Source organism: Bartonella sp. AA78NXGY (assembly GCF_042197005.1).
GTDB lineage: Bacteria > Pseudomonadota > Alphaproteobacteria > Rhizobiales > Rhizobiaceae > Bartonella.
Window position 1 is genome coordinate 1 of the sequence record NZ_JBHIRI010000002.1, and the last position, 26,513, is coordinate 26,513.

Sequence of the window (26,513 nt, forward strand, 5' to 3'; positions counted from 1 at the left end):
GGATTAGAACTTTATGGACATAGTCGCGGGACAATGACATTGGGGAATATGCTGAATTCTTTCAAACAAGAAGGTGTTCACGGTATAGCCAACGAAAACACGACTATCAATCTCTATGGACCAGCCTTTAATGTTTTAGTTGCAGCCGGTCTGTTAGATTATGTGAGTGATGGCAAACAAACCACTATTGGCTTTGATGGGAATAGATATGACTTTGTCAGCAGAATTATTGGCGGCAATGGCTATACCTACGGGACACTCCCTGCTGGTAGTAACGTTTGGACAGAATGGTTGAGAGTGATCATGAATCCCATAAGTTCCCATACTTGTCTTGGAGATGCAGGTTATAAATGTAGATATGATTATGGTTCATCTCATCGTGAACAATTTCCTTTAAGTAAATCATGGAGTAAAAAATGAAACACATCGTAAAATTATTAAGTGCTGTAACTTTGTTAAGTATAGCTGGATGTCAGTTTAATAAACCTCCTTCAGGATATTTGACTGCTTGGGAGAAACCGGGAGCAGATTTTACTGAGGTAGGAAAAGGCTTGTTAGAATGTGGTATGCCAACCCCTTATGATAAGGATCCAGAAAGCAGCAAGCTCAGTAATAATGCAATAGCAACAATTCATGCTTGTATGGTTCAATCAGGATTCCGCTATAAAGATGAAAGGGGGGGGGGGTGGTGTGTAAACCATAAAGCCGAAAACTTGCCCATTTGTCGTCCAGGCGCTGTTGTTCCACAGCGCAGTGTCAAGAAGCGCTTAAACAGCCCTTTTTGTAAAAAATATAAAAATGCACCTGAATGCAAACCTTAAGTCTTGCTAGTGATGATCAAAAATCCGCCATCCTTGCCTTCGCTTGGAATGGCGCGATTGTTTCCTCACGCACATTATTTAACGGATGAAGAAAAGCAGCATTTACAAAAAGGTGCTGATGGCAAGGTGCATGTGTCCTTTAATGGCATCTTTACTCCACCAGAGGAAGCCGCTGTTTATGCGGTTCAACATGCGAAGGATAAAAATGCACCGCTTTATTTTGTGGTGTTCCCAGAAGCCGATTCTGCTATCTCAGAACTTTTGGTCGCGGGCTATCAGAAGTTTATGGAAAATAACTTTTGGGGTTTGACCAATTCAACACAAGAAGCAAAAGATTTGGTGTATAGCCATGGTATTACAGGGTTAGAACTTTATGGACATAGCCGTGGTACCATGACATTGGGGAATATGCTGAATTCTTTCAAACAAGAAGGTGTGCACGGTATAGCCGACAACACGAATATCAATTTCTATGGACCCGCCTTTAATGCTTTAGTTGCATCCGGTCTGTTAGGTTATGTGAGTGATGGCAAACAAACCACTATTGGTTTTGATGGGAATAGATATGACTTTGTAAGCCGATGGATTGGCGGCAATGGCTATACTTATACTTACGAGACAATACCTGCTGGTAGTAACTGGTGGAAAGAAACATGGAATATGTTCTCAGATCCCATAAATCCCCATACCTGTCTTGGAGACGCGGGCGATAAGTGTAACGTGCGTTATGGCTCATCTCATCGTGAACAAGTTCCTTCAAGTAAATCATGGAGTAAAAAATGAAACAAACCTTAAAATTATTAAGTGCTGTAACTCTATTCAGTATCGCTGGATGTCAGTTTAATAAGCCTCCTTCAGGATACTTGACTGCTTGGGAGAAGCCAGGAGCAGATTTTACTGAAATAGGAAAAGCATTATTAGAATGTGGAATGCCAACCCCTTATGATACTGATCCAGAAAGCAGAAAGCTCAGCTACAATGCAATAGCAACCATAGAAGCTTGTATGATTCAATCAGGTTTTCGTGATAAAGTGGGAGGGGGAACTTGGTGTGTAAATCATAAAGCCGAGGATCTTCCCATTTGTCGTCCAGGTGCTGTCATACCACAGCGCAGTGTCAAGAAGCGCTTGAACAGCCCGTTTTGTAAAAAGCATCCAGAACAATATGAATGCTATCCTTAAGTTTTGCTGTTTGTGATGATCAACAATCTGCCATCCTTGCCTTTGCTTGGAATGGCGCGATTGTTTTCTCAATCTAACATCTCAATATTGTTCACCGTTGTTTTAAGCAGCGGTGACAGAAAATATCAACAGGCTTATGAGCTTTTTTATAGTAAATAAATCCATTGAAAGAGGGGAAAAATGAAGAAAATCTTAAAACTATTGAGTTGCATAGCTCTCTTAAATACAGCTGGATGTGTTAACCAACCTCCTCCATCAACTTTAGCATTATGGGAAAAACCAGGTGTCGATAAAGCGATGATCCAACAATCCTTATCAAAATGTGGTTGGAAACCGGTTTATGCTTCTTCTAGTGATATGAATTCGTATGCGAGTGAATTTGCCTCAGTTTATGAGTGCATGAAAAAAGCAGGTTTCCGGTATAAATTGCAAGATTCAAAAGGGCTCTATTTTACACAACCTCCCAAAAGTGGCTCATTCCTAAGCAATTTAATGATAGCAGGATATCAGCAATTTATGGACAATGACACCTTTGGTGTGACCAACAAAACGAAACAGGAACGGGCTTTACTAACGCATTTTGAGGATGAAAGAAAACGTCAGCAAAAGCAAAAAGCTTTACAAAAGTGATCACCAAAGCGTCCTCCCCATCGTTAAAAGGTCGTTGGATAAAATCACGAATGAAGTAGGGGATCAAAGCCGTCTCCTTCTTTATTCAAGCGGGTGGCACTTTAAATAAGGCAGCATTCATGGTGTTGGCGCTGATATTATCGCTGGGACCAATCCTGTTTATGCAAATGGTGAGCAGAGCGGGAATATCACCTTGGGAGAAGGTAAAGATATCATTTTTGAAAGTGTACAAAACCAGCTCGTGGGTGTTGCTACAGCCCTTGGCTCTTAAGACGATTCATAAGAATCATTTTTACTCCTTTCTTCTATAGTTTTTACCCACACATCAGCCCCGCTTATGATGTGCAAGCAAGTGATTTTGATTGATTCAAGATAAACAGATTTGAAATGAGAGAATCCTACGTTATTCGGGAGGCTAATTCAATATAAATAACGCTAGATTATTATTATAAATCAATATTTTGTTATATAAAAAAAACTAATCCGTAGGAGATTGTTGGAAATGTTGGAACTATCCTTGGTACTTTTGCTGGGCTTAGCAACATCAGAGCGAAAGAAAATATCGTACGAGTAGGGCAGCGAGATGGATACAAACTCTATGAGTATAACTACAGGGGCTATCCAGAGCATTATCGCGGGGTGATGGCACAAGATGTTTTGAAGTCAAAACCTGAAGCTGTTTTCTTGCATAAGGCGATAGGTTTTTTGCATGTAGATTATAGCAAGCGTGGCTGTGAGATGGAAAGGGTGCAGTGATGGAACAAGAAAACACAAATTCTCTTTTAAAGTTGTTTGATCCAAAATTTTTGCGTCCTTTAATGTATCAGGTTATACCGCAGTTACCTAGATATTTATTGCAATAACGCTCGATGCCTCCAAGCACGCCGTTGGAAGGACGATACAAGCCAAGTTTTTTAGAACGGGCTGCTTGTCGCACAGACCCTTTTGATGCGAGCAATGGGGATAATACTCCGCAAAAATTGAGTCTTACAGAGCTTATTCGCGGTTCTCAAGCAGGGACAGAACAAGCTGGGAAAAAACGCCAGCAGAATTGATTATGTCTATGGATGATTTAAAACGCCAAATGCCTCCATTGCCGGATGTTTCAAAGGATACTGTTAAGATACAAGAGGTACCAGAGCAACAAAAACATGACTTTTCAGAGCAGAGAGGTGTTGCATCAATGATTCCTCAATCTCCACTTGTTGGGAACATTGATCAGTCTAGTGGGGATGAAGCTGGGCGACAGCAAAAAGATGTGATGGATTATATTGCTCAACTTAATGAGAAATCTATAGCGGAAAACTCTTTGAAAAACGATTCTGGAAATGATGAGGAAAAGCTTTTTGATGCACCTATAGGAGAAGAAAAACATTTGAATGCACACTTACCAGAAGAGGAGCATTTAAAAGCAAGTGGTGATCTTGAACAAAAAACAGATTATATCAAGTCACTTGATAACTTTGTTCAGACAGGAGCAAATCCAAGTAGCTTATGGGAGCGTTTTAGAAAATCAGAATTTTCCGAGCATTTAATGGATTTTTTTGCAGGGCTTGCGTTAGGAAAGACACCACAAGAAAGTTTTTCAAATGCATCTATCCTTATGCGGCAGGGCAACAAGGAACGCGCACAACATAAACAAACTTTGCAATTTTTACGCTCTAAAGGGTATAGCGATGAAGATGCACAAGCACTCACGCAATATCCAGATCTTGCCATGAAAATCATAGGCAGCACGTTAAGCTCTCAAGAAGGCTATAGAACACTACTTAAAAGGCTTAATCGGGGGATTATGAATCTGTACCAACCGAATTGCAGAAATGGACCAAAGCGGGAGGCAAACGTTTACAAGGTCTTGTACACCGGCGTGTAGAAGAGGCAGGGCTATGGGCGAAAGGGGCTTATGTTTCTTCCAATTATCAAACAGTAGAAACGCAAGCACCAACGGGGGTTTTCAAAGCAGAAGCATTGGCACCGATTATTGGTTCTTTTTCTGGGCTTGGTGGATTTTTAGTGGGCAATGGCCCCATTCAATGGGCTTTAGCCGCCATTATGGTTTTAGCCGCATGTACTGGTATTTTCTTTGTAGCTAAACGCTTTCAGGAGTACCGCCTATGATCTTATGGATGAAAAGAAACTTGATGGTAACAGGTGCGGCTTTAGCGGCTTTTTTATTACCTTAGCAAGAGCTTTTACTTTTGGGAAAAAAGCAGAGCAACAAAAGCAAACAGAAAAAGCTTTAAAAGCAGCCACAACACGGCTGGAGGTGGAAAGTGAAGTTAATCAAAAAAGTGATGCTGATATGCGTGCTGCTCTCTCTGACTGGTTGCACGACAAATAAATATGCTTCTTCTTGTGTTGGCTGGTTGCCAATTTATTTAGACAAGAAAGATCTGAACGCCATCAGTTCCAATTTAGCAAGAGAGATCTTAAAGCACAATAATCTAGGTGAACGCTTGTGTGGGTGGAAACATGGTTAGAAAAAAATCCAAAAAACACACAGAGCTTACAGAATCAGAAAAAGAAATGCTTCAAGAAATGATTATCACCTATCAAAGCGTGAAAATGATGTCTCGCTTGATGAAGTGGATAGCATTTTTTCTTTTTTTGCTTATTCTTGATTTTGCACGCCTCATGGATGCGATAGACAACATCTTCGCTCATTTGAAGCAGTGGTTCTCAAAGAATTAGAAAAACTGTCATACAAGCAAAAACTTCGAAAAATTCTTTTTACTATGAATTGGAGATCCAATCATAAGCGTAGTTCAGAATGCAAACCAAGTCGTAAGAGCCCTAGTGTTTTGGTATTCGGCTTTCGATAGATCAAAACTAAATCTGGCTTGATATGACAATCACGACAATTGCGCCATTGACCTGTTAGCGCATGATCTCTCCAATGCGCTTTTAGCGGTTCATTCTCCGCTAACGCTTTGACCACAAGCAGCAAATCCTTCTCTAGTGTATTAGCATACCTACCTTTGCTTTCACGTTTAAGGTCAGACCGGAATGAACGCGTATAGACAATATAGCAAGCTTAGGTTTTCTTTTCAGATTTACGCATTTCGGTTCTATCTTCGCGTATCATGGTCCTTAAGCTGTCTAATGATGTACGTTCGACGCATCCCATTTCGGCATCCTCGATAGCTCGTAATGTTTCCGGATTTGGTTGAAAGATCCAAGCGGTAATGTTCGATCTCTAGCAATGCGGGTCATAAACATGCGTACTGCATCCGATACAGTTAAACCCGTAGACTTAATAACTGCACTTGCAATTTCTTGAACTTGATCAGGTATGCGGGCTTGAATTTTTCCCATTTCTAAATCCCCTATTCAATTGTAGTACAATGTACTGCACGTTAAGTCTATGTCAAGAGTTTCAACAATAGCTTTTCACAAGAGAACTTAGCAAAATTCAAAAAATTATTAGAGAAAGTTAGAAGAATAAGATATGTTTTGTAGAAGAATATTGGAAAATCCTATTCCCTAACCTTTATTTATGAACCCCATACTTTAAAAAAACATATAAATCAATGTGATATATGAATAAAAAAGAGCATAATATCACTAAAAGAGTGTTATAGAAATGATGTGTCATGACGATTCTACCACTCGATAGTGCTTCGATAAGAGAGGCAATAGCGCTTCTTGAACAAGGGAAGTTAGTAGCGTTACCAACAGAAACTGTTTATGGATTAGCGGGCGATGCAACCAATGGGAGGGCAATTTCTTCTATTTACTCTACAAAGGGTCGTCCACAAATTAATCCTCTTATTGCGCATGTTAGCGGCATCGAAATGGCGGAACGTTATGTTAAAATTGACTTTCTTTCACGCCAATTAATAGAGGAATTTTGGCCAGGGCCTTTGACATTGGTTTTGCCTTTAAAGGAACAGCATAATATCCATCCTTTAACAACCTCTGGTTTGAATACCTTGGCTGTTCGTTTTCCAGACAGTCGTTTTGCGGAAGTGGTACAACATTTTGGCCGTCCACTTGCTGCTCCTAGTGCGAATCAATCGGGACGTCTTAGCCCTACTTCAGCTGAGGCTGTTTTTGCATCTTTGGGGGAATCTGTTCCTTTGATATTGGACGGAGGGCCTGCTAAAATAGGGCTGGAATCAACGATTATTAAAATTTGTGGTGAAAATATTTATCTTTTGCGTCCAGGGGGGCTTGCGGCTGATGAAATTGAAGAGGTTGTGGGGAAGCCTTTAAAACGGATAGATCAAAGGGCGGCGATTGAAGCTCCTGGGATGTTAAAATCACATTATGCTCCCAATGCTACGGTTCGTTTGAATGTAGAAAAGGTGGAAAATGGTGAAGCGCTTTTAGCATTTGGTTCAAAGCGTGTTATGGGGGCTGAAAATGCCGTTTCTATTTTAAACCTTAGCGAAGATGGAAAGTTGGAAGAGGCAGCCTCTCATTTATTTCAATATATGAAGGAATTAGATTCATTTAAAGTGAGATGTATCGCAGTAGAACCTATTCCATCATACGGATTAGGAGAGGCTATCAATGATCGTCTTATACGGGCTGCGGCTCCAAAGGAGAAATGAACATGGAGCAGGAATTAATTGAAGGGTTTAGGGAAATTGTTGGTGCTAAGCATGCTATAACGGATCAAGCTTTGATTGCACCGTATTTGCTTGAAGAGCGTGGGCTTTTTCATGGAAAAACACCTTTACTTTTACGTCCATCTTCTTGCGCAGAGGTCTCATCGATTATGCAGTTAGCGAGCAAAACGCGCACACCGATTGTGCCACAGGGTGGAAATACAGGGCTTGTGGGGGGACAACAACCAGATGAAGGAGGAGGGAGCGTTCTTTTATCCATGGAGCGATTAAATAAGATTAGAGCTATAAATCTTGAGGGAAATTTTGTTGTTGTAGAGGCTGGTGTTATTTTACAGGATTTACAGAAAAAAGTGGATGAATCAGGTCGTTTTTTCCCTCTTTCTTTGGCATCTGAAGGTTCTTGCCAAGTAGGAGGAAATCTTTCGTCGAATGCTGGAGGGACAGCTGTTTTAGCTTATGGCAATATGCGTGATCTTTGTCTTGGTTTAGAAGTTGTTTTACCGGATGGGCGTATTTTAGATGATTTGCGTTTTGTTAAAAAAGACAATAGCGGTTATGATTTAAAAGATCTTTTTATTGGTGCAGAAGGCACATTGGGAGTTATAACCGCAGCCGTTTTGAAGATGTTTCCAAAAATAAAAGGAAAAGCTGTTGCTTTGGTGGGATTATATAGTCCGGCGAAGGCCTTAGAGTTTTTATCTCTGGCTCAAGAATATGGAGGAGGGATGTTGACAGGTTTTGAGCTCATGGGAAATCCCAGTTTGCAAATGGCTTTAGATTATAAGATGTGTGAGAAGCCTCCTCTTCAGCGGAAACATGAATGGTATGTATTAATGAACATTTCATCGTTGCAAGGCAATGATGAGGCGTTATCGGTATTGAGTACTATTTTAGAAGAAGCTTTAAAGAACGCGGTGATAGAAGATGCAGTTGTTGCGCAATCTTTAAAACAGCAAGATTTTTTTTGGCAATTACGAGAAAGTATATCATCAGCACAAAAGTTAGCAGGAGGGTCCATTAAGCATGATATTGCAATCCCACTTGCTTCTATTCCTGATTTTATTGCTGAGGCAGCGCTCATTGTTGAAGATATTGCTCCAGGAGCACAGGTGATTTGTTTTGGACACATGGGCGATGGAAATTTACATTATAATATTACACAACCTGTAGGAGCTGATACGACAGTGTTTTTGCAGTTATGGTCAACAATGAATCATCGCATTCATAGTTTAGTGGTGGACTATAGAGGTGCATTTTCTGCTGAGCATGGAATTGGTCAGCTTAAGCGCGAAGAACTTCGTTCTTTTAAATCGCCTGTCGCATTGGATATTATGCAAGGGATTAAAAAAACACTCGATCCTTTAGGGATAATGAATCCTGGAAAAGTATTATAATTCAAGAATGGTGATCATGCATTTTTGTTTAGATTTTAATAACCAAAAAAGAAACCAGTTGTTTTTTATTCAAACTTTTAATAATCCAATGAGAAAAAGCTGCTAAAGGGTGTATGTTATTTAAGATAAATTGGGATAATGTATATGGCTAATCAATGCTTTAATCAGGCAAAAGCGGTGCTTGAATTTCGGTTAGATCCGTGCCATTTGCCACAAACGACGACATATTTTTCATCCAAAACGGGTAATCAGGTTATTTGTTCGTTAAATGAGCGTGGTGTTTCTTTTAAAACGGATATGCCTTCAAGCTTATCGCATTTAATACCCCCTTATCATTTTCAAGGAATTGCAGCACGTACCGTAAAAACGCGTTCAGGAGAAAGAGCTGTTTCATTAGAATTACTTCATGCCGATGAGGAAGCTTGTATACCGCTTTTGGTTTCCAGAGATTTGAATAATGTTCTTCTGGATTGGCGGTTATGGGCGGATACTTATGGCCTTCCCATGCTTATGATCAATGAAGATAATCGCATTCTGGTTGTAAAAGATCGTTCTGATTTACATCGATTTTTTGGTACAACAGCACATTCTAAACAAAAGCATTTTTTACTTCGTTATAGCAATCCGTTAGGCTTGCGTTTGGTGATTGCGAATCGAATTGCACTCCAGTAAATTAACATGTATTCATTTTTGTACTACCGTCAGCATTTATCTTGTTGTGCTGAAAAACATCGTTGTTTGGAGCGGTAATATAAGGCGTGTAAACTTCACACATGAAGTGTTTTAGAAGATATGGCAAATATTCTTAAGTTTGCTTGTAGGTATTTGTGTAAGTGCAGCATAGGAGTGGGAAGCAAGAGGAACCCGCTTAATGAGAATTCAGACCTTTACAGACGGGATTTGGTGTGACTTTTGGTTCTTGAAAACAAAGAGAAAGTCAATGATTGTAAATGAGAGTTTTTTGACACCATACATTGGCAGCAGGAATCGATGATATAAAACGCTTTTTTCAGAGAGGTAAAAACGGTTTTCATAACAATAGAAACTGTTTTTTTGCGGTATAATTTTGGGTTTTTGCCACATTATTAAAAACACCAGAAGATTACTGGAAGTGTTTTTGAATTTTTTTTTATAAATCATTTCTCCATGTTGAATGAAAGCTTTGAATATTGCAGAATATTCTTATTTCATCTCTCTTTTATAATCAAAATCATTTAGATAGAAAGGGTTATCGTAATATTGAGAATTGGAAAATACAATGATGGTATAGGTTTTTATTTTTATTCCAGAAAGCTGGCAGAATGGATTTATACTATTTGCAGGTAGTGTCGTAAAATGGGAATGATAAGCATGAGAGATATTGTTTAAGAATTTGTATGTGAATAACATAACTATCTTTTTTGGGCATTTTATTTTTCGTAAAAGCGGAATTTCACTAAAAACGCGATAAATAAAAGGAATGATAGTATATACGTTTTTCCTCAGGATTTTATAAGAAAGAAAGTGTTTATAAAAATGATGAGAAAATGCGTTTAAAGTAAAGACAACAGTAAAATGATTATTTTATATTACATCTTCAGATTCAGAAAATTTTCCTATTTTATCATGAGTAGATATCCTATTTACAATATTTGATTGTTCAAAGGAAAGCACACTTATTTTTTCAAAGTTATGGTCAACGTAAAACAGTGAGAAAATTTTTGTATCATGCTCTTATATAAAATAAGAAAATCGTAAAAAAAGAATATTCAAAGGATTTAATTTTCTCGCGCAACGGCTCTCCATCCGATATCTCGACGAACAAAACCTTCTGGCCAATCAATACAATCAACAGCTTCATAAGCACGTTTTTGTGCATGCGTAATCGTTTTTCCTGTTGCAGTTATATTGAGTACACGTCCACCATTTGCAATGAGTTCTCCATCACGCAACACTGTACCAGCTTGAAAAACTTTCACATCGGGAAGAGTGTTTACTTGATCAACGTTACGGATAACAGTACCTTTTTGGGGAGAGTCTGGATAACCACTAGCAGCCATAACAACGGTGAGAGCTGTTTTTTCAGACCACCGAAGAGGCTTATTTTCAAGTTTTCCTTGAGATGCAGCAAGAAAAATTGGCAAAATATCATCTTTGAGGCGCATCATTAAAACTTGACATTCAGGATCACCGAATCGTACGTTAAATTCAATTAATTCGGGTCCTTTTTGCGTTATCATTAATCCGACGAAGAGAATACCTTTAAAGGGGGCGCCCATTTCTTTCATGCTTTTTAAAGCTGGTTCAACAATTTCTTTGAGAGTACGATTCACTATTTCTTGGGTCATGATGGGCGCTGGTGAATAAGCACCCATACCACCGGTGTTTGCTCCAGTATCCCCATCACCTACACGTTTATGATCTTGAGCAGATCCAAAAGGAAGAGCAACTTTACCATCACAAAGGCAGAAGAAGCTTGCTTCTTCACCTTCAAGAAAAGATTCTACAACAATTTTGTTTCCTGCATCTCCAAATGTACTTTTGAAGCAGGCATCAACTGCGTTAAACGCTTCTTCCATAGTTGTTGCAACCACGACACCTTTGCCAGCTGCTAAGCCATCAGCTTTAATAACAATGGGAACACCTTGTTGCTGAATGTAAGCTTTAGCTTTAGAGGCATCATTAAAGCATTGGTAACTTCCTGTAGGAATGTTATTCTTCCGACATAAATCTTTTGTAAAGGCTTTTGAACCTTCTAGTTGAGCAGCTTTTTGAGTAGGACCAAATACACAGATGTTAGCGCTATTAAGAGAGTCTGTTATACCCGCCACCAAGGGTGCTTCTGGTCCTACAATTACAAGATCAATAGAATGTGCCTTACAAAAATCAATAACAAGGGGATGGTCATCAATGTTTAAATTAATATTTTCACCAAATTCTGTTGTTGCAGGATTTCCAGGAGCACAATATAACTTTGTTAGCAGTGGTGATGCTGCTATTTTCCATGCTAAAGCATGTTCTCGTCCACCTGAGCCAATAAGAAGAATATTCATTGCTTGCTCCTCTCATAAAAGATAATTAATCTCATCCCCTTCTCATAAGAATGAAATGTCTCTATCGCAAGACCAAAGGTAAATCATTTGATGAAAAAAAATAAAAATATCGCGCATGTTCAGTCCTATGATAGCCAAGGACGGGTTATGGATGCATCTTCCAAACAATGGGTCTACAGCTTCCTTCCCCGTTCTTTATGGTTTTATGCGCAATTGGCGCGTTGGGATCGACCTATCGGTTGGCAATTGTTGATGTGGCCTTGTTTTTGGTCAACAACAATGGCTTTTTTCTCTTATAACATGCATTACGATACTCTTTTATCAATGTTTCTTCATTGGGTTTGGTATCTTTTTCTTTTTTTTCTGGGGTCTATTGCTATGCGAGGGGCAGGATGTACTTGGAATGATCTTATTGACCATAAAATTGATGCTCAGGTAGAAAGGACACGTTCTCGCCCATTGCCAACAGGTCATGTGAGTCGGTTTCAAGCGAGAGTTTTTATTCTTGTGCAATGTTTTGTTGGTTTAGTCGTTTTATCACAATTTAATAGGTTTAGTTTTTTTCTAGGTATTTCGTCATTGATAGCTGTTGCATTTTATCCTTTTATGAAACGCGTAACATATTGGCCGCAGTTTTTTTTAGGCGTTGCATTTAATTGGGGGGCATTAATGGGGTGGGCTGTTGTCTTTGGAAGTTTAAGCTGGGCACCAATCTTGCTTTATGTGGGATCAATTTTGTGGACCATAGGATATGATACAATCTACGCACATCAAGATAAAGAAGATGACATTACTGTTGGTGTCCGTTCTACGGCTCTTCTTTTTGGTAAAGCAACCAAGCGTGCTTTAGTATTTTTGTATGGTGGTTTTGTGATGTTCGTTAGTCTAGCATTTTATTTAGCTGGAGTTCCTGTTCTTAGTTTTTTGGGGATTTTTGTGGCAAGTATCCATATGTTTATTCAAATTAAAGTCATTGATATAGATGACAGTTCACAATGCCTCAGGCTTTTCAAATCTAATTCGCTTATTGGTTTTGTGATTTTTGCTGGTTTAGTATGTGGGGGTATATGGATGATATTTTATCCTGCGGTCTAAAAATAAGTTAGCTAAAATCATAGTTTCTACTGAATACAGTATGTTTTTTTTTTAATAAGCTTGTTGCTAATCTATTTTTAAGCAATACAGTAGAAAATATCACCAATTAACCTTTACAGTGAAAATAAAATTCTTCTATTTAAATAAAATAAATCATCTTCTTTTAGAATTTTTCGAATAAAAAATATTTGTTTAATTGTTGCGAAGAAAAAATCTTCATAACGATGAAGTTTGAAGGATTAGGGATAAAGTTTTTGTCTTTTCCAATCGCTGTGTTCAACACAATCCCGTGTAAAAAGCAAACGATCATGTAAACGAAATGGGCGATCGCACCAGAACTCTATAGAAAGGGGTTTAACACGAAACCCAGACCAATAAGGTGGTCGTGGAATATTGCCTAGAGCATAACGCGCAGTATATTGAGCAATTGCTTTTTCGAGCACAAAACGATTGTCTAAAGGTTGAGATTGTTTAGAGGCCCATGCACCAATTCGACTACCACGTGGTCGCGATTGGAAATAGGCATCGGCTTCCTGTTGACTTACTTTTTCAACGATTCCTCTAATTCTGACTTGACGACGGAGTGATTTCCAATGAAAACCTAAGGATGCTTTCATTGATTTTAAAATTTCTTGTCCTTTACAGCTTTCATAATTGGTATAGAAGACGAATCCTTGGGGACTGTAGTCTTTGAGGAGAACCATACGAACATTAGGGAGTCCTGTTTCGTCAACTGTTGCTAATGCCATAGCATTCGGATCATTTATTTCACTTATCGTTGCCTCTTCAAGCCACTTTGCGAAAAGTTCAAAAGGTTTTTGCATTTGCATAAAATGATCATCTGTTGGTATTTTTTTGCTCATAGTTTCTCCAAATATCAGTGAGCATGGGTGAGGCATTTTCTCATTTACTTTATCATCAAGAAGTCACAGTACCATTTTTTCTTATTTTCAAAAAGCCAATGCTATCGTGTATTTCTATGGTAGTTTAATTATTTTTACTTTAGCATAGACTACAAGGAGCTATATTAAATAAATATCTCATTTTATCTGGTATTTTAGTTTATTGATAGACATATAAAGAGAAAAGAAGAAATTATTCTTTAGAATAGACTGATGAAGCTATAAGGGATATTGAACAACGTATCAGTTGATATTTTGAAAACGAAGAAATTGAAAAGAGGGCAATATGCGTGATCCCTACACGATTCTGGGTGTGGCACGTACCGCAAAATCGCAAGAGATTAAATCGGCATTTAGAAGATTAGCGAAGAAATATCATCCAGACCATAATAAAGATGATACAAAGGCTAAAGAGAAATTTGCTGAAATTAATCAAGCCTATGAAATTATAGGTGATAAAGATAAAAAGGCACAATTTGACCGCGGTGAAATTGATATGGAAGGAAAACCGCTTTATCAAGCCTATGGTGCTGGTGAAAATTTTAGCAATAAACAAAATCCCTTTTCAGGAAGAGCAAAGGGATTTGATTTTTCCTCTTCAGGTGGTGCAAGTTTTGATGCGAGTGATATTTTTCGGGATCTGTTTGGAGGAGGAGGTAGCTTTTCGAATTCTACACACTATAACCGTCCCCAACAAGGAGCACATGTTCGTGCTAATCTTGCCATAACATTAGAGCAGATGGTTGGCGCAGAAAAGGTGGAAGCTGTTTTTCCAAATGGAAAAAAGTTAAAAATTAAACTGCCAGATTATATTGAAGACGGACAGACTATTCGTTTAAAAGGTCAGGGAGAAGAGGTACCTCACGGGCAAGCAGGAGATGCGTTAATAACCATTCAGATTCAAAAACATCCTCGTTTTCGGGTTGAAGGAAGAGCACTCCATCTTGATTTACCAGTTTCTCTCAAACATGCTGTTTTGGGAGCAAAAGAAGAAGTTGAGACGTTGGAGGGGCGTGTGGTTTTAACGATTCCTGCGTGGTCAAGTTCTGATCGCGTTTTACGGTTGAAAGGGAAAGGGCTTCGTTTAAAAAATGGTACAAGAGATGATCTTTATGTGCATGTTCGCATTATGTTGCCGGGAGATGAAAATGCCGCCGCACTAGAACAGTTTTTGCAAATGCAACAAGATTAATTTTAAAAATTTTATATATAAAAGCGTAGTTTTTGTTTGATTTTAAACCAATTGCTTGAAGAAAAAGTTGACCTGTGTCATAGGCAGGTGAATAATACTAATTTTAAGTAACAATGGGGCAGTGCTGATGGCTAAGGGTAATGGTTTATTGTACGGTAAGCGTGGTTTAATTTTGGGGTTGGCCAATAATCGCTCCATCGCTTGGGGAATCGCTAAAGCGGCAAGTAGCGCAGGGGCAGAGCTTGCTTTTACCTATCAGGGTGAAGCAATGAAAAAGCGTGTCGAGCCTTTGGCTGAAGAATTAAAGGGATTTGTTTGTGGACATTGTGATGTTTCTGACAGTGTCTCTATTGATACGGTCTTTAGAGAAATAGAGAAGAAATGGGGAAAACTTGATTTTTTAGTTCATGCTATTGGTTTTTCTGATAAAGATGAATTAAGTGGTCGTTATATTGATATCAGCGAATCAAATTTTATGATGACCATGAATATTTCCGTTTATTCCCTAACAGCTCTAACGAAGCGTGCAGAAAAATTGATGCCAGATGGTGGTTCAATCTTGACACTAACCTATTATGGTGCAGAAAAGGTTGTTCCCAATTATAATGTAATGGGGGTTGCCAAAGCCGCTCTTGAAGCGAGCGTGAAATATTTAGCGGTAGATTTAGGTCCCCAAAATATTCGTGTTAATGCTATATCTGCTGGACCAATTAAAACGTTAGCGGCTTCTGGTATTGGTGATTTTCGTTATATTTTAAAATGGAATGAATATAATGCTCCATTACGTCGTACGGTAACAATTGAAGAGGTTGGTGATTCTGCACTTTATTTTCTTTCAGATTTGTCTCGTTCTGTTACCGGTGAAGTCCATCATGTCGATTCGGGTTATAATATCATAGGTATGAAGGCAGTTGATGCCCCAGACATTTCTGTCGTTAAAGAATAAAGTTTGGTTTATAAGATTTTATTAGACAGCAGTAATTTGACCAAATTTAAGGTGTCCAAGAGTATTTGGGAGAAAAGAGCTGTTTTGTGTATAGCACACAACATACGTTATCGTTGTATATATTTGACAGAGAAATGGATCTTTTTTCATGTCGCATAATACATTTGGTCATTTGTTTCGTGTAACAACATGGGGTGAAAGTCATGGTGCTGCTCTTGGTTGTGTCATTGATGGTTGTCCACCTGGAATTATTTTTACTCTTGCAGAAGTTCAAGCTTATCTTGATAAACGCAAGCCAGGACAATCAAAATACACAACGCAGCGCCGAGAACCAGATGAAGTAGAGGTCCTTTCAGGAGTTGTTGTTCAAGACGATGGAACGACATTGGTGACAACAGGTACACCAATTTCTCTGTTGATTCGAAACACAGATCAACGCTCTCAAGATTATGGAGCAATTGCTCATCAGTATCGTCCAGGACATGCGGATTATACTTATGATATTAAATATGGCATTCGTGATTTTCGAGGCGGGGGACGTACTTCGGCACGGGAGACGGCAGCACGTGTTGCAGCAGGTGCATTTGCTCGTAAAATCGTTCCTGGTTTGATTGTACGAGGAGCAGTGATAGCAATTGGTCCTCATAATATTAATCGTGATCGTTGGGATTGGTCAGAGGTTAATAATAATCCTTTTTTTACAGCTGATGCAGAGATGGTTCACATTTTTAGTGACTATATCAGTAAACTCCGTAAAGAGGGGACATCTGTTGGTGCGGTTGTTGAGATCGTTGCAGAAAATGTTCCGGCAGGTTTAGGAGCCCCTATTTACGCAAAGCTTGATCAAGATATTACCTCGTTACTTATGTCGATTAATGCGGTAAAAGGTGTGGAAATTGGTGATGGTTTTGCGGCAGCCCGCTTGAGGGGAGAAGAAAATGCCGATGAAATGCGAATGGGAAATGATGGAAAACCGCTTTTTTTATCCAATCATGCTGGTGGTATTTTAGGGGGAATATCGAGTGGACAGCCAATTGTTGCGCGTTTTGCTGTAAAGCCTACTTCATCAATTTTAACACCTCGTCGTTCCATTGATGTTGATGGTCATGATATAGACGTTATAACAAAGGGACGTCATGATCCATGTGTTGGGATTCGTGCCGTTCCTGTTGGTGAAGCGATGGTTGCTTGTGCTATTGCTGACCATTATCTAAGACATCGCGGTCAAGTTGGGTGATTGAAAAGGTGAACAATGGCGTATGATGAAAAAAAAATTGTTTCTGCACTTAAAGCTTTTGAACGCGGTGAAATTGTTGTGGTGACAGATGATGATGACCGTGAAAATGAGGGTGATTTAACTGTTGCTGCAGCGCATTGTACAGAAGAAAAGATGGCGTTTATTCTTCGTCACACAACAGGTATTGTGTGCACACCTATGCCAAAAAAAGAAGCAAAACGGTTTAATCTTTCTCCTATGATACCAGATAATAACTCTGCACATGGGACGCAATTTACGGTTACTGTTGATTTTAAACACGGCATAACAACAGGAATTTCAGCGCATGACCGTACATTAGCTGTACGTAATCTTGCGAATTCAAATGCAAGTGCGGATGATTTTGTTCGTCCAGGGCATGTTTTTCCTTTAATTGCGCATGAAGGGGGAGTGCTCATGCGTTCAGGTCACACGGAGGCTGCTGTTGATTTATGTAAATTAGCTAATTTGCCGCCGGTTGGTGTTATCGGTGAGTTAGTTAATGATGATGGAAGCGTTAAACATGGCGATCAGATTATGAAATTTGCGCAAGAACATCGGTTGCATATTATAACGGTTGCAGATTTAATTGCTTACCGCCAACGTAAGGAAATATTGATCAAGCATGTTGGAGAAATGCCTATTGAAACATTCGTAGGTCCCGCTATTGTTCAAAGTTATCAACTCCCTTGGGAAGTCGTTCAGCATATTGCAATTGTTTTTGGTGATGTCCGTGAGGGTGAGAATATTCCTGTGCATTTACATCATGAAAACATTATAAGTGACGTTTTTTGTCAAACTTCAGATATTATGGTGATGATGCGGCGTATGATGGAAAAAGAAAAACGTGGCGTATTTATTTATTTGCGTGAAGGATCTGTTATACAATCAACTGTTGGTATTCAAAACATGACAAGAAACAGTTCAGAAAACCATGTGCAGGCGATTGAACGCGAAGAAGAATGGCGCAAAATTGGTTTAGGATCACAAATTTTAAAATATTTAGGGATAGGCTCTGTTATTGTTTATGCTTCTAAAGAGCATCATTATGTAGGTTTGGAAGGTTTTGGAGTTCGTATATCCAGAACAGATATTTTTTGAGGTTCATATGAAAAAAGAGATACAAGAGGGGGATATTACGACCTTAAGCTTTGAGCAAGCGCTTAAGCAACTTGAAGTTATTGTCGAAAATTTGGAACGTGGCGATGTGCCTTTGGAACAATCCATTGATATTTATGAACGCGGTGAAGCGCTTAAAAAGCATTGTGAAAAACTCTTAAGAGTTGCTGAAGCTAAAGTTGAAAAAATCCAGCTTTCAGAAGAAGGTTTTCCAGAAGGAGTGGAACCACTTGATGCTAAATAATTTAAATCTTTTTGGATATTTATTGTGGGACTTAAGAGAAGCAATAACCTTAGTTTATAAACAGAAAGTTTTATTGATTTCTTTTTTATAAAATAAGTTAAATGAGGAAATTATAGCTCATCTCAAATAGAAAAGAGCATTTTTCAGTAAAAAAGATGCAAAACTGTAAATAAAAGAGTAGAGAAGATATATTTTTATCATTGTGTTTTCTTGAGTTAAGATAATAGAAAGGATTTTTTTTGTCTCAGGTCTTAACACCATTGCTTGACCGTGTTTGTTTTCCGCAAGATTTGCGGGCATTACCTGAGTCTGATTTGGTACAGTTGGCTGATGAGTTGCGGACCGCAACAATTGATGCGGTTTCTGTAACAGGTGGTCATCTTGGGGCGGGACTTGGTGTTGTTGAGCTCACTGTTGCATTACATTATATTTTTGATACACCAGAGGATAGGATTATTTGGGATGTTGGTCATCAAACCTATCCACACAAGATTTTAACGGGGCGTAGAGAAAAAATTCGCACATTACGTCAAGAGGGCGGATTATCTGGTTTTACAAAACGTTCAGAAAGTGTGTATGATCCATTTGGGGCGGGGCATTCGTCTACTTCTATTTCAGCGGGGCTTGGTATGGCAGTGGCAAGTGCTTTGAAAGCAGAGACAAGACGCAATATCATAACTGTCATTGGTGATGGTGCAATGTCTGCGGGCATGGCTTATGAAGCAATGAACAACGCTGGTGCTTTGAATGCACGCTTGATTGTTGTTCTTAATGATAACGATATGTCTATAGCACCACCTACAGGTGCTATGAGTGCACATCTTGCACGATTAGTGTCTCGTCCTTCTTATCGTCATTTGCGTGAACGCGTAAAGATGTTGAGCGAAAAATTGCCAAAGTTTTTTTTGGATAAAGCTCGTCGTTCAGAGGAATTTGCGCGTGGCCTTTTGGTTGGGGGAACTTTATTTGATGAGCTTGGCTTTTATTATGTTGGCCCCATAGATGGGCACAATTTGGGGCATTTATTGCCTGTTTTTAAAAATGTTCGTGAATATCCTAATGGTCCTGTTTTGGTGCATGTTGTAACCCATAAGGGAAAGGGATATCCACCTGCAGAGGCCTCGTCTGATAAATATCATGGTGTTAATCGTTTTGATGTCACGACAGGAAAACAGGTAAAAGCATCAAGTAATATTCTACCCTATACCAAGGTATTTTCTAAAGCTTTAATAGAAGAAGCTCGCCATGATGATAAGATTGTTGGCATAACAGCAGCGATGCCAACAGGGACAGGCCTTGATTCTTTTGCGAAAAAATTTCCTGAAAAAATGTTTGATGTTGGTATCGCTGAGCAACATGCCGTAACTTTTGCGGCAGGACTTGCTTGTGAAGGGTATAAGCCTTTTGTTGCAATTTATTCTACTTTTTTACAGCGTGCTTATGATCAAATTATTCATGATGTATCAATTCAAAAATTACCGGTACGTTTTGCTATTGACCGAGCAGGTTTTGTGGGGGCAGATGGTGCAACACATGCTGGAAGTTTTGATATTGTTTTTTTGGCCACTCTTCCTGAGTTTGTTGTTATGGCACCTTCTGATGAGCTTGAACTGATGCATATGGTGCGTACAGCTGCAGCTTATGATCAGGGACCAATTTCTTTTCGTTATCCGCGTGGTGAGGGGATTGGTATAGATTTACCGCAACGTGGTGAGTTATTAGAAATTGGAAAAGGGCGCGTTCTGCGTGAAGGAAATAGAATCGCTTTGGTTTGTTTTGGAACGCGGATGTCAGAAGTGTTGCAAGCTGCTGATGCGTTGGAGGCTGAAGAATTGTCTACAACGGTTGCAGATGCACGGTTTGCAAAACCTTTAGATAAAGATTTGATGCGTCGTTTGGCACGTGAGCATGAGGTATTGGTGACAATTGAAGAAGGGGCAATCGGTGGATTTGGAGCGCACATATTACAATTTTTAGCGCAAGAAGGGCTCTTAGAGCATGGTTTGAAAGTTCGTACACTAAAATTTCCTGATGAATATTTGAATCATGGTTCACTAGAAAAAGTTCTTTCACGTGTCGGACTTGACGCTATGGGTATTTTAAACACGGTTTTTGCTGTTTTGGGACGCGAGATTCGAACAGGATAGAAAATTCGAGTATGAGATGGCTTCCAGAAAAAGACTCGATATTTTTTTAGTTGAAAAAAACTTTTTTACGACACGTTCACGCGCACGTGATGCAATTATGCGCCAAACTGTTAAAGTTAACGGAGAAATCGTTTTTAAAGCTGGGCAAATCGTTTTTGATGATGCAGAGATTACCGTTTGTGATCCAGCGCAGAATTATGTTTCTCGGGCAGCGTTAAAATTGATTGCTGCACTTGATGCATTTCCAATTGTAACGGACAAAGTGACAGCCATTGATGTTGGTGCATCAACAGGTGGTTTTACGCAAGTTCTCTTAGAGCGTGGAGCAGATCATGTCATTGCCGTTGATGTTGGGCATCATCAATTTGATAAACGTTTATTGGGCAACAGTGCTATAACGTTATTAGAAGGCTTGAATGTCAGAGATTTTAAACAGGAACATTTAGGTGGGCGAGAAATTGATCTTATCGTTTCAGATGTTAGCTTTATTTCGCTCAAACTTGCGTTGCCTCCCGTGTTGTCTTTAGCCAAGAAGGGTGCCCAAGCTGTTTTACTGGTAAAGCCTCAGTTTGAGGTTGGTCGTAAACACTTTAGTAAGGGAGGAATATTAAGTCCATCAAGTGCTAAAGAAACTGCTGAGGCGCTTTTTGTTTGGTTAAATACACAAACAGGGTGGAGTGCAAAAGGTTTAATTTCTTCCCCTATTACAGGTGGTGATGGCAACGTGGAATATTTACTATTCGGAGAAAAACAAGAGTGAATGACAATGTCATAATCGATCATATCGGAGCAAATGGTTATGGTATTGCTAAGACGTCTCACGGCTTCGTTTCTGTTCCTTTTACTTTACCAGGAGAGTGTGCTGAAATTACTGTTCATGGAAAATATGCAACATATATAACATTAAAAGAAAAATCATCAGAACGCATTGATACTCTTTGTCAGCATTTTGGAGAATGTGGAGGGTGTACTCTTCAGCATTGGCATATGGATGCTTATCGCGTATGGAAACAACAATTGGTTGTTGAGGCGCTTAAAAAGTATGGACTTAATAATGTTGTTGCGCCTTTAATAGAATGTAAACCTTATAGCCGACGGCGGATTACTCTAACAGCATCCATGACCCCACAGGGGCAAAAAGTTGGTTTTAACCGTTATCTCTCTCATGAGATTGTAGCTCTTGAGGAATGCCCAGTAAGCCGTCCAGAGCTTATTTCTCAGTTGCATAATATCAGAGAGCTCTGTGCTTTTCTAAAGAGCTCTGCCAAACGGTTTCATGTTACGATAACATGTGTTGAAAATGGTTTAGATGTTGCTTTAAGCGGTTGCATTATACACCATGAATCACTTCGTCAGAGAATGATCAGTGCTGCTCTTTCATATGGGATTATACGTTTATCTGTTGACGGTGAAGTTTTGGTTGAACGAGAAAAACCAGAGATTTACTTTGGAGATGTCCGTGTTGAATTTCCTTCTGGTGGTTTTCTGCAAGCAACTTGTGAAGCTGAAAATATAATGGGCAATATTATTTTGACTCATTTAAAAAAAGCAAAGAATGCTGTTGATTTGTTTTCAGGGGTAGGAACATTTACCTTGCGTATGGCAAAAAAGATGAATGTTCATGCAGTAGAAAATAATGAAGATGCATTAAGAAATCTAAATACAGCAGCACGTTTTGCGACTGGTTTAAAAACGGTCACTTGTGAAAAACGTGATCTTTTCCGACATCCCCTTTCTGTAAAGGAACTTGAATGTTTTGAGAGTGTTGTTTTTGATCCTCCCCGTGCTGGTGCAGAGCAACAAGTACGTGAATTAGCGAAGACAACAGTATCACGTGTTGTGGCAATTTCTTGTAATCCTACTACATTTGCTCGTGATTTATCTCTTCTTGTTGCAGGGGGGTATACAGTAGAAAAAATCATACCGATTGATCAATTTTTATGGTCACCACATGTCGAAGTTGTTGCTGTTTTGAGCAAAAAGAAAAAAAAGAAAGGTTGGAAACTTTAGCCTGAAAGTTTTTTAATACTATGAAGATTTTTTAAAAGTTGACCTGTGTATTATTATAAAATTTCTCCAAAATTTATCTATAATAATAACCTTTTTCTCGTTGAGCTAAGAGCACTGAATGTAGAAAGTGCTTTTTTCTTTTAAGCTTTTTTATTATGAAATATAAAAGACAAGTTACCCCACACAAAAAAACCACACAAAAGACTAATATCTTACGAAAAAGATGTGTCTGAATAAGCCTGTGCCGTCGTTATATTTGCCATCCCCTAATGTTTCTTAAAACTCTTGGTACTTGAGACGGCCCATAAGAGGAATCTTTAGTCTTTTCTTGTACAGTTTTTATCCATATAACTCTCCCCGCCTGTAACGTATAAACGAATGATTTTGATTGATCCAACAGACACAGATTTAAAATGAGAGAATCTTGCGGTATTCAAGGTTCTAATACAATATGAATAACGCTAGATTATCTTTATAAATCAATTCATTGTAATCTCCCCCTCACAAAATGGTCATAATAGACGAGAAGGAGGCAATACTGGGAAGGAATGAGCAAGCTTATTCCTCTATAAGCGCAGTTCCACCGATTGTCATATTATTGATTCGAAGATGAGGTTGACCAACACCAACAGGGACATTTTGCCCTGCTTTTCCGCACATACCAATACCATTATCTAGTTTACTATCATTACCAATCATTGTGATACGTTTCATAGCATCCGGTCCATTTCCAATAAGAGTTGCACCTTTGATTGGTGCACAAATTTTGCCATTTTCTACTCGGTATGCTTCAGTACATTCAAAGACGAATTTTCCGGAAGTAATATCAACTTGTCCTCCACCAAATGAAACAGCATAGATACCACTTTTAAGTGAAGAAAGGATTTCTTCAGGTGTTTTATCTCCTCCTAGCATGATTGTATTGGTCATTCGTGGCATTGGTGCATAAGCATAAGATTCACGCCGTCCATTTCCAGTTGATTTACCTCCCATAAGCCGTGCATTAAGTCTGTCTTGCATAAAACCAACGAGTTTTCCATCTTCAATGAGAACGTTATATCCTGAAGGGGTCCCCTCATCATCGACAGTGAGAGAGCCACGGCATTGTGGAATTGTTCCATCATCAACAACTGTAACACCTTTTGCTGCAACTTGTTGTCCTAAAAGTCCAGCAAAAGCCGATGTTTTTTTACGGTTAAAGTCACCTTCTAAACCATGACCTACGGCTTCATGGAGCATAACACCAGGCCATCCGTTAGCTAAGACAACATCAAAAGATCCAGCAGGTGCTGCTTCTGCTTCTAAATTTGTTAAAGCCATACGTAAGGCTTCATCCGCGGCTTTTTTCCAATTGTCTTCATGAATAAATTGGTTAAATGCTTGTCTCCCTCCACATCCATAAAAACCATTTTCACGACGATTGCCTTCAGCTGCGACCACAGATATAGAAAGTCGCACAAGGGGACGAATATCACGAACCAAATAACCATCTGCACGTAAAATTTCAACATGTTGTAGCGAGCCGGAAAGAGAAACAGTCACCTGATGCAATTTATCATTTTTAGCACGTAAATAGGCATCAATTTTTTGCAAAAGAGCACTTTTTTCTTCAAATGATGGAGCATCAAGGGGATTATGCGGTTGATAAAGCCTTTTGTTTGTTTGTTGAGGTGCTATGCTATAAGTCCCTGCATGATTATTATAGGTAACAGCTTTAGCAGCTTCACTGGCACGTTTGAGTGCAGCAGCTGATAACTCACTAGAGTGAGCATATCCAGTAGCCTCTCCAGCAACAACGCGTAGTCCAAATCCCATATCTTGATGAAATGAGCCGTTTTTAAGCTGTCCATTATCAAATAAAAGAGCTTCGCTTTCTGTGTACTCAAGGTAAAGCTCACCATCATCAGCATGATGAAGTGTTTCCTGTATAAGTGATTGCACTTTAGAGGAAGCAATATCAAAATGATCAATCAGCGATTTCATAAGAATTATCCTATTTTTATGGGGGCTCAGAAGATTTTTATCAATCTAATTTTAAGAATCTTTCAAAATATACGATGAGATTTTGATTGTTTAAAATGTATTGATTTCATTCATGTCGGTAAGGTTGCATAGGCGTCGCCAAGACCATGAAGGTCAACAAAACCTCCAATCCCTTGTTCAGGAGTTGTAAAGATAAAATAGGTTGCCATTTTTCCTTTTAAAAAGAGCTGCAATATGTCTTCTTTAAGAAAGGCTTCAGCAACACAATTATCACCAAGACAACGACGATATTCCATTCTGCCCATATTTTTATCGTCAATTTTAATTCCAACGCCAGGACGTAATTCAACGCGAATCGGAACAAAAACACGCATCAAAGCACCTTGCTTTTGAGGAAGTTTATAAAATGTAACGCGCAAGGTAATATCTTGACGCCCTTGTGTGTGAACGTTTTGTACAACTTCACACTGCATGTTAGGTGTACCTGGTGGTAGAGAACACACTTTTGTCCATGCACCATAGGTTTGCGGAGCAGGGATATCTTGTGCATAGGGTGTTTGTGCAAATGCATGACTGATAAAACTACTATAAAGTGTGTAAAGAACAGCACCAATAAAAAAAGTTTTTTTGAGTAATTTATAAAGTATCACAGAACATCCTATCCGACTCAACACCCACAACCGTGCATAGATTTACATAAAAAATGAATTCCCCATAAAAAACTATAACACAAAATCAGTATTTACCCAAATATATTAATTCATATGATATATTTTTATGATACATTTGTAATGTGGAGAGAACGTTGATTGAAAAAATGTATTTTTATTGCCAATATTTCCATTTACTTTTAGGGGATACGTGCGAAAGAGATATTTCATATTTTCTCAAAAATACGATTGGTCTTAATGGGTTATTTCCATACGCTAGATAATATTTGTCAGATAATATTGGGTTTGTGAATGACAGAAATGGAAAAGGGCTTTGAGTGGAATGTCAGTTTCAGAAGAGTTATCGGTTGTGAATGGTAAATCAACGCCACCAAAATCCGGTATTGGTGATTACATCACATTATTAAAGCCACGTGTTATGTCTCTTGTGGTCTTTACGGCTCTGGTTGGTTTGCTTGTATCGCCTGTTCCTATCAATCCGTGGTATGGTTTTTTAGCAATTTTATGTATTGCTGCTGGTGGCGGTGGTGCGGGAGCACTGAACATGTGGTATGATGCTGACATTGATGCTGTGATGGAACGGACTAAAAAGCGTCCTATTCCCATGGGTAAAATCAGCTCCCAAAAGGCATTTATTTTTGGCATGGTTCTTTCTATGCTCTCGGTATTGGTTATGGGGAGCTTCATTAATTGGTTTGCGGCATTTTTTCTTGCGTTTACGATTTTCTTTTATGTCGTTATCTATACAATTTGGTTAAAGCGTATCACACCACAAAATATTGTTATTGGTGGTGCTTCTGGGGCTTTTCCACCAATGATTGGATGGGCTGTGACAACAGGGACAGTGAGTATTGATAGCTTTTTATTATTTTTAATCATTTTTATGTGGACCCCCCCTCACTTTTGGGCTCTTTCTTTATTTTCATCTCTTGATTATGAGGCTGCAGGTATCCCTATGATGCCTAATGTACGAGGTGAACATTCAACAAAAAAACAGATTTTATTTTATACTGTTTTGATGGCATTGTGTGCTGCTGCTCCTTGCTTTACTGGTCTTGGCGGAATTTTTTATGGTATTTTTTCAACAATTTTAAGCATTATCTTTATTCATTTTGCCTATCGTTTATGGAAAGCTGATACACATAATGAAACTATTTTGATGGCCAAAAAAACGTTTTTCTTTTCGTTACTTTATTTGGCAGCTATCTTTGGAATTCTTTTGATTGAATCTCTTGTTTGGTATTTTATCGCTCTTTAGTTGCGTAAAATGAAAGAGCAAATTTTAAAAGAGCTTTTCTTCAAGAAAATGCTGTAAGA

The 26,513-nt window shown here is 38.8% G+C and carries 23 protein-coding genes and 6 pseudogenes; 23 read left to right on the plus strand and 6 right to left on the minus strand.

Annotation, left to right across the window (positions count from 1 at the left end; translation table 11 throughout):
- The 10 genes and pseudogenes from ACFINL_RS01245 to ACFINL_RS01290 form a co-directional block, all read left to right on the plus strand.
- Positions 1-420 (plus strand): annotated as a pseudogene (locus tag ACFINL_RS01245) (filamentous hemagglutinin); the annotation flags it as partial.
- Complete coding sequence (locus ACFINL_RS01250; protein WP_375637312.1) at positions 417-821, plus strand: hypothetical protein; 405 nt, start codon at positions 417-419, stop codon at positions 819-821. The pseudogene ACFINL_RS01245 and the gene ACFINL_RS01250, both read left to right, overlap by 4 nt.
- Positions 822-884: 63 nt before the next feature.
- Positions 885-1,604, plus strand: a pseudogene (locus ACFINL_RS01255) (filamentous hemagglutinin); the annotation flags it as partial.
- The gene (locus tag ACFINL_RS01260; protein ID WP_375649274.1) at positions 1,601-2,002 is read left to right on the plus strand and encodes a hypothetical protein; all 402 of its coding nucleotides are present in this window, start codon (positions 1,601-1,603) and stop codon (positions 2,000-2,002) included. The pseudogene ACFINL_RS01255 and the gene ACFINL_RS01260, both read left to right, overlap by 4 nt.
- Before the next feature lie 180 nt (positions 2,003-2,182).
- The gene (locus ACFINL_RS01265) at positions 2,183-2,632 is read left to right on the plus strand and encodes a hypothetical protein (RefSeq protein ID WP_375649282.1); all 450 of its coding nucleotides are present in this window, start codon (positions 2,183-2,185) and stop codon (positions 2,630-2,632) included.
- Positions 2,633-3,387: 755 nt separating this feature from the next.
- Positions 3,388-4,400: pseudogene (locus ACFINL_RS01270) on the plus strand (hypothetical protein); the annotation flags it as partial.
- Positions 4,395-4,750 (plus strand): annotated as a pseudogene (locus ACFINL_RS01275) (lysozyme); the annotation flags it as partial. The pseudogenes ACFINL_RS01270 and ACFINL_RS01275, both read left to right, overlap by 6 nt.
- Positions 4,747-4,973, plus strand: a pseudogene (locus ACFINL_RS01280) (hypothetical protein). The pseudogenes ACFINL_RS01275 and ACFINL_RS01280, both read left to right, overlap by 4 nt.
- Entirely contained in the window at positions 4,906-5,112 is a 207-nt protein-coding gene (locus ACFINL_RS01285) for a hypothetical protein (RefSeq protein WP_375611112.1), read from the plus strand. The pseudogene ACFINL_RS01280 and the gene ACFINL_RS01285 overlap by 68 nt, the downstream one beginning before the upstream one ends.
- Complete coding sequence (locus tag ACFINL_RS01290) at positions 5,105-5,323, plus strand: hypothetical protein (protein WP_375611113.1); 219 nt, start codon at positions 5,105-5,107, stop codon at positions 5,321-5,323. Before ACFINL_RS01285 ends, ACFINL_RS01290 begins: the two co-directional genes overlap by 8 nt.
- Positions 5,324-5,384: 61 nt before the next feature.
- Here the strand turns inward: ACFINL_RS01290 and ACFINL_RS01295 are convergent, their stop codons facing one another.
- On the minus strand, positions 5,385-5,657 hold the full coding sequence (locus ACFINL_RS01295; protein WP_375640341.1) for a type II toxin-antitoxin system YafQ family toxin: 273 nt from the start codon (positions 5,655-5,657) through the stop codon (positions 5,385-5,387).
- A 9-nt stretch (positions 5,658-5,666) separates the two neighbouring features.
- Positions 5,667-5,947: pseudogene (locus ACFINL_RS01300) on the minus strand (type II toxin-antitoxin system RelB/DinJ family antitoxin).
- 278 nt (positions 5,948-6,225) lie between these two features.
- Between ACFINL_RS01300 and ACFINL_RS01305 the strand changes: the two are divergent.
- From ACFINL_RS01305 to ACFINL_RS01315, 3 genes are all read left to right on the plus strand, one after another.
- Complete coding sequence (locus ACFINL_RS01305) at positions 6,226-7,188, plus strand: L-threonylcarbamoyladenylate synthase (protein WP_375613034.1); 963 nt, start codon at positions 6,226-6,228, stop codon at positions 7,186-7,188.
- A gap of 2 nt (positions 7,189-7,190) precedes the next feature.
- Entirely contained in the window at positions 7,191-8,600 is a 1,410-nt protein-coding gene (locus tag ACFINL_RS01310) for an FAD-binding oxidoreductase (RefSeq protein ID WP_375611115.1), read from the plus strand.
- Between the two features lie 144 nt (positions 8,601-8,744).
- Positions 8,745-9,272 carry a DUF6101 family protein gene (locus tag ACFINL_RS01315; RefSeq protein ID WP_375638047.1) on the plus strand — a complete coding sequence of 176 codons (528 nt, stop codon included), beginning with the start codon at positions 8,745-8,747 and terminating at the stop codon, positions 9,270-9,272.
- A gap of 1,085 nt (positions 9,273-10,357) precedes the next feature.
- On the opposite strand, the gene purD is transcribed toward ACFINL_RS01315, so the two are convergent.
- Positions 10,358-11,632, minus strand: coding sequence for a phosphoribosylamine--glycine ligase (gene purD / locus ACFINL_RS01320; protein ID WP_375638048.1), 1,275 nt, complete (start codon positions 11,630-11,632; stop codon positions 10,358-10,360).
- A 90-nt stretch (positions 11,633-11,722) separates the two neighbouring features.
- Between purD and ubiA the strand changes: the two genes are divergently transcribed.
- On the plus strand, positions 11,723-12,727 hold the full coding sequence (gene ubiA, locus ACFINL_RS01325) for a 4-hydroxybenzoate octaprenyltransferase (RefSeq protein WP_375628320.1): 1,005 nt from the start codon (positions 11,723-11,725) through the stop codon (positions 12,725-12,727).
- Positions 12,728-12,966: 239 nt separating this feature from the next.
- Here ubiA and pdxH read toward each other — a convergent pair whose 3' ends face one another.
- On the minus strand, positions 12,967-13,590 hold the full coding sequence (gene pdxH, locus ACFINL_RS01330) for a pyridoxamine 5'-phosphate oxidase (protein WP_375628318.1): 624 nt from the start codon (positions 13,588-13,590) through the stop codon (positions 12,967-12,969).
- A gap of 325 nt (positions 13,591-13,915) precedes the next feature.
- Here pdxH and ACFINL_RS01335 point away from each other — a divergent pair, with 325 nt between their 5' ends.
- The 8 genes from ACFINL_RS01335 (at position 13,916) to ACFINL_RS01370 (ending at position 22,542) form a co-directional block, all read left to right on the plus strand.
- Positions 13,916-14,821: a DnaJ C-terminal domain-containing protein gene (locus ACFINL_RS01335; protein ID WP_375620646.1), complete on the plus strand. Its 906-nt coding sequence runs from the start codon at positions 13,916-13,918 to the stop codon at positions 14,819-14,821.
- Between the two features lie 127 nt (positions 14,822-14,948).
- The gene (gene fabI / locus ACFINL_RS01340) at positions 14,949-15,767 is read left to right on the plus strand and encodes an enoyl-ACP reductase FabI (RefSeq protein WP_273787904.1); all 819 of its coding nucleotides are present in this window, start codon (positions 14,949-14,951) and stop codon (positions 15,765-15,767) included.
- Between the two features lie 148 nt (positions 15,768-15,915).
- Positions 15,916-17,004 carry a chorismate synthase gene (gene aroC, locus ACFINL_RS01345; protein ID WP_375611121.1) on the plus strand — a complete coding sequence of 363 codons (1,089 nt, stop codon included), beginning with the start codon at positions 15,916-15,918 and terminating at the stop codon, positions 17,002-17,004.
- A gap of 15 nt (positions 17,005-17,019) precedes the next feature.
- Complete coding sequence (gene ribB / locus ACFINL_RS01350; protein ID WP_375638049.1) at positions 17,020-18,123, plus strand: 3,4-dihydroxy-2-butanone-4-phosphate synthase; 1,104 nt, start codon at positions 17,020-17,022, stop codon at positions 18,121-18,123.
- Positions 18,124-18,130: 7 nt separating this feature from the next.
- The gene (locus ACFINL_RS01355; RefSeq protein WP_375611123.1) at positions 18,131-18,385 is read left to right on the plus strand and encodes an exodeoxyribonuclease VII small subunit; all 255 of its coding nucleotides are present in this window, start codon (positions 18,131-18,133) and stop codon (positions 18,383-18,385) included.
- A 239-nt stretch (positions 18,386-18,624) separates the two neighbouring features.
- Complete coding sequence (dxs, locus tag ACFINL_RS01360; protein WP_375649291.1) at positions 18,625-20,532, plus strand: 1-deoxy-D-xylulose-5-phosphate synthase; 1,908 nt, start codon at positions 18,625-18,627, stop codon at positions 20,530-20,532.
- A 16-nt stretch (positions 20,533-20,548) separates the two neighbouring features.
- Positions 20,549-21,292, plus strand: a complete 744-nt coding sequence (locus ACFINL_RS01365; RefSeq protein WP_375613026.1) for a TlyA family RNA methyltransferase — start codon at positions 20,549-20,551, stop codon at positions 21,290-21,292.
- A complete protein-coding gene (locus tag ACFINL_RS01370; protein WP_375638051.1) occupies positions 21,289-22,542 on the plus strand; it encodes a class I SAM-dependent RNA methyltransferase in 1,254 nt (417 codons plus the stop codon). The genes ACFINL_RS01365 and ACFINL_RS01370 overlap by 4 nt, the downstream gene beginning before the upstream one ends.
- A 558-nt stretch (positions 22,543-23,100) precedes the next feature.
- Here the strand turns inward: ACFINL_RS01370 and tldD are convergent.
- Together tldD and ACFINL_RS01380 are read right to left on the minus strand one after the other, a co-directional pair.
- Positions 23,101-24,525, minus strand: a complete 1,425-nt coding sequence (gene tldD, locus ACFINL_RS01375; protein ID WP_375611127.1) for a metalloprotease TldD — start codon at positions 24,523-24,525, stop codon at positions 23,101-23,103.
- A gap of 110 nt (positions 24,526-24,635) precedes the next feature.
- The gene (locus ACFINL_RS01380; protein ID WP_375649296.1) at positions 24,636-25,175 is read right to left on the minus strand and encodes an invasion associated locus B family protein; all 540 of its coding nucleotides are present in this window, start codon (positions 25,173-25,175) and stop codon (positions 24,636-24,638) included.
- 343 nt (positions 25,176-25,518) lie between these two features.
- Here ACFINL_RS01380 and cyoE point away from each other — a divergent pair, with 343 nt between their 5' ends.
- On the plus strand, positions 25,519-26,454 hold the full coding sequence (cyoE, locus tag ACFINL_RS01385; protein WP_375611129.1) for a heme o synthase: 936 nt from the start codon (positions 25,519-25,521) through the stop codon (positions 26,452-26,454).
- Positions 26,455-26,513: the final 59 nt, after the last annotated feature.

Excerpts from the sequence above, each read along its gene's own strand:
- ACFINL_RS01250 (WP_375637312.1), top strand. The coding sequence starts at position 417 with ATGAAACACATCGTAAAATTATTAAGTGCTGTAACTTTGTTAAGTATA.
- ACFINL_RS01260 (WP_375649274.1), top strand. The coding sequence starts at position 1,601 with ATGAAACAAACCTTAAAATTATTAAGTGCTGTAACTCTATTCAGTATC.
- ACFINL_RS01265 (WP_375649282.1), top strand. The coding sequence starts at position 2,183 with ATGAAGAAAATCTTAAAACTATTGAGTTGCATAGCTCTCTTAAATACA.
- ACFINL_RS01290 (WP_375611113.1), top strand. The coding sequence starts at position 5,105 with ATGGTTAGAAAAAAATCCAAAAAACACACAGAGCTTACAGAATCAGAA.
- ACFINL_RS01305 (WP_375613034.1), top strand. The coding sequence starts at position 6,226 with ATGACGATTCTACCACTCGATAGTGCTTCGATAAGAGAGGCAATAGCG.
- ACFINL_RS01310 (WP_375611115.1), top strand. The coding sequence starts at position 7,191 with ATGGAGCAGGAATTAATTGAAGGGTTTAGGGAAATTGTTGGTGCTAAG.
- ACFINL_RS01315 (WP_375638047.1), top strand. The coding sequence starts at position 8,745 with ATGGCTAATCAATGCTTTAATCAGGCAAAAGCGGTGCTTGAATTTCGG.
- purD (WP_375638048.1), bottom strand. The coding sequence starts at position 11,632 with ATGAATATTCTTCTTATTGGCTCAGGTGGACGAGAACATGCTTTAGCA.
- ubiA (WP_375628320.1), top strand. The coding sequence starts at position 11,723 with ATGAAAAAAAATAAAAATATCGCGCATGTTCAGTCCTATGATAGCCAA.
- pdxH (WP_375628318.1), bottom strand. The coding sequence starts at position 13,590 with ATGAGCAAAAAAATACCAACAGATGATCATTTTATGCAAATGCAAAAA.
- ACFINL_RS01335 (WP_375620646.1), top strand. The coding sequence starts at position 13,916 with ATGCGTGATCCCTACACGATTCTGGGTGTGGCACGTACCGCAAAATCG.
- fabI (WP_273787904.1), top strand. The coding sequence starts at position 14,949 with ATGGCTAAGGGTAATGGTTTATTGTACGGTAAGCGTGGTTTAATTTTG.
- aroC (WP_375611121.1), top strand. The coding sequence starts at position 15,916 with ATGTCGCATAATACATTTGGTCATTTGTTTCGTGTAACAACATGGGGT.
- ribB (WP_375638049.1), top strand. The coding sequence starts at position 17,020 with ATGGCGTATGATGAAAAAAAAATTGTTTCTGCACTTAAAGCTTTTGAA.
- ACFINL_RS01355 (WP_375611123.1), top strand. The coding sequence starts at position 18,131 with ATGAAAAAAGAGATACAAGAGGGGGATATTACGACCTTAAGCTTTGAG.
- ACFINL_RS01365 (WP_375613026.1), top strand. The coding sequence starts at position 20,549 with ATGGCTTCCAGAAAAAGACTCGATATTTTTTTAGTTGAAAAAAACTTT.
- tldD (WP_375611127.1), bottom strand. The coding sequence starts at position 24,525 with ATGAAATCGCTGATTGATCATTTTGATATTGCTTCCTCTAAAGTGCAA.
- cyoE (WP_375611129.1), top strand. The coding sequence starts at position 25,519 with ATGTCAGTTTCAGAAGAGTTATCGGTTGTGAATGGTAAATCAACGCCA.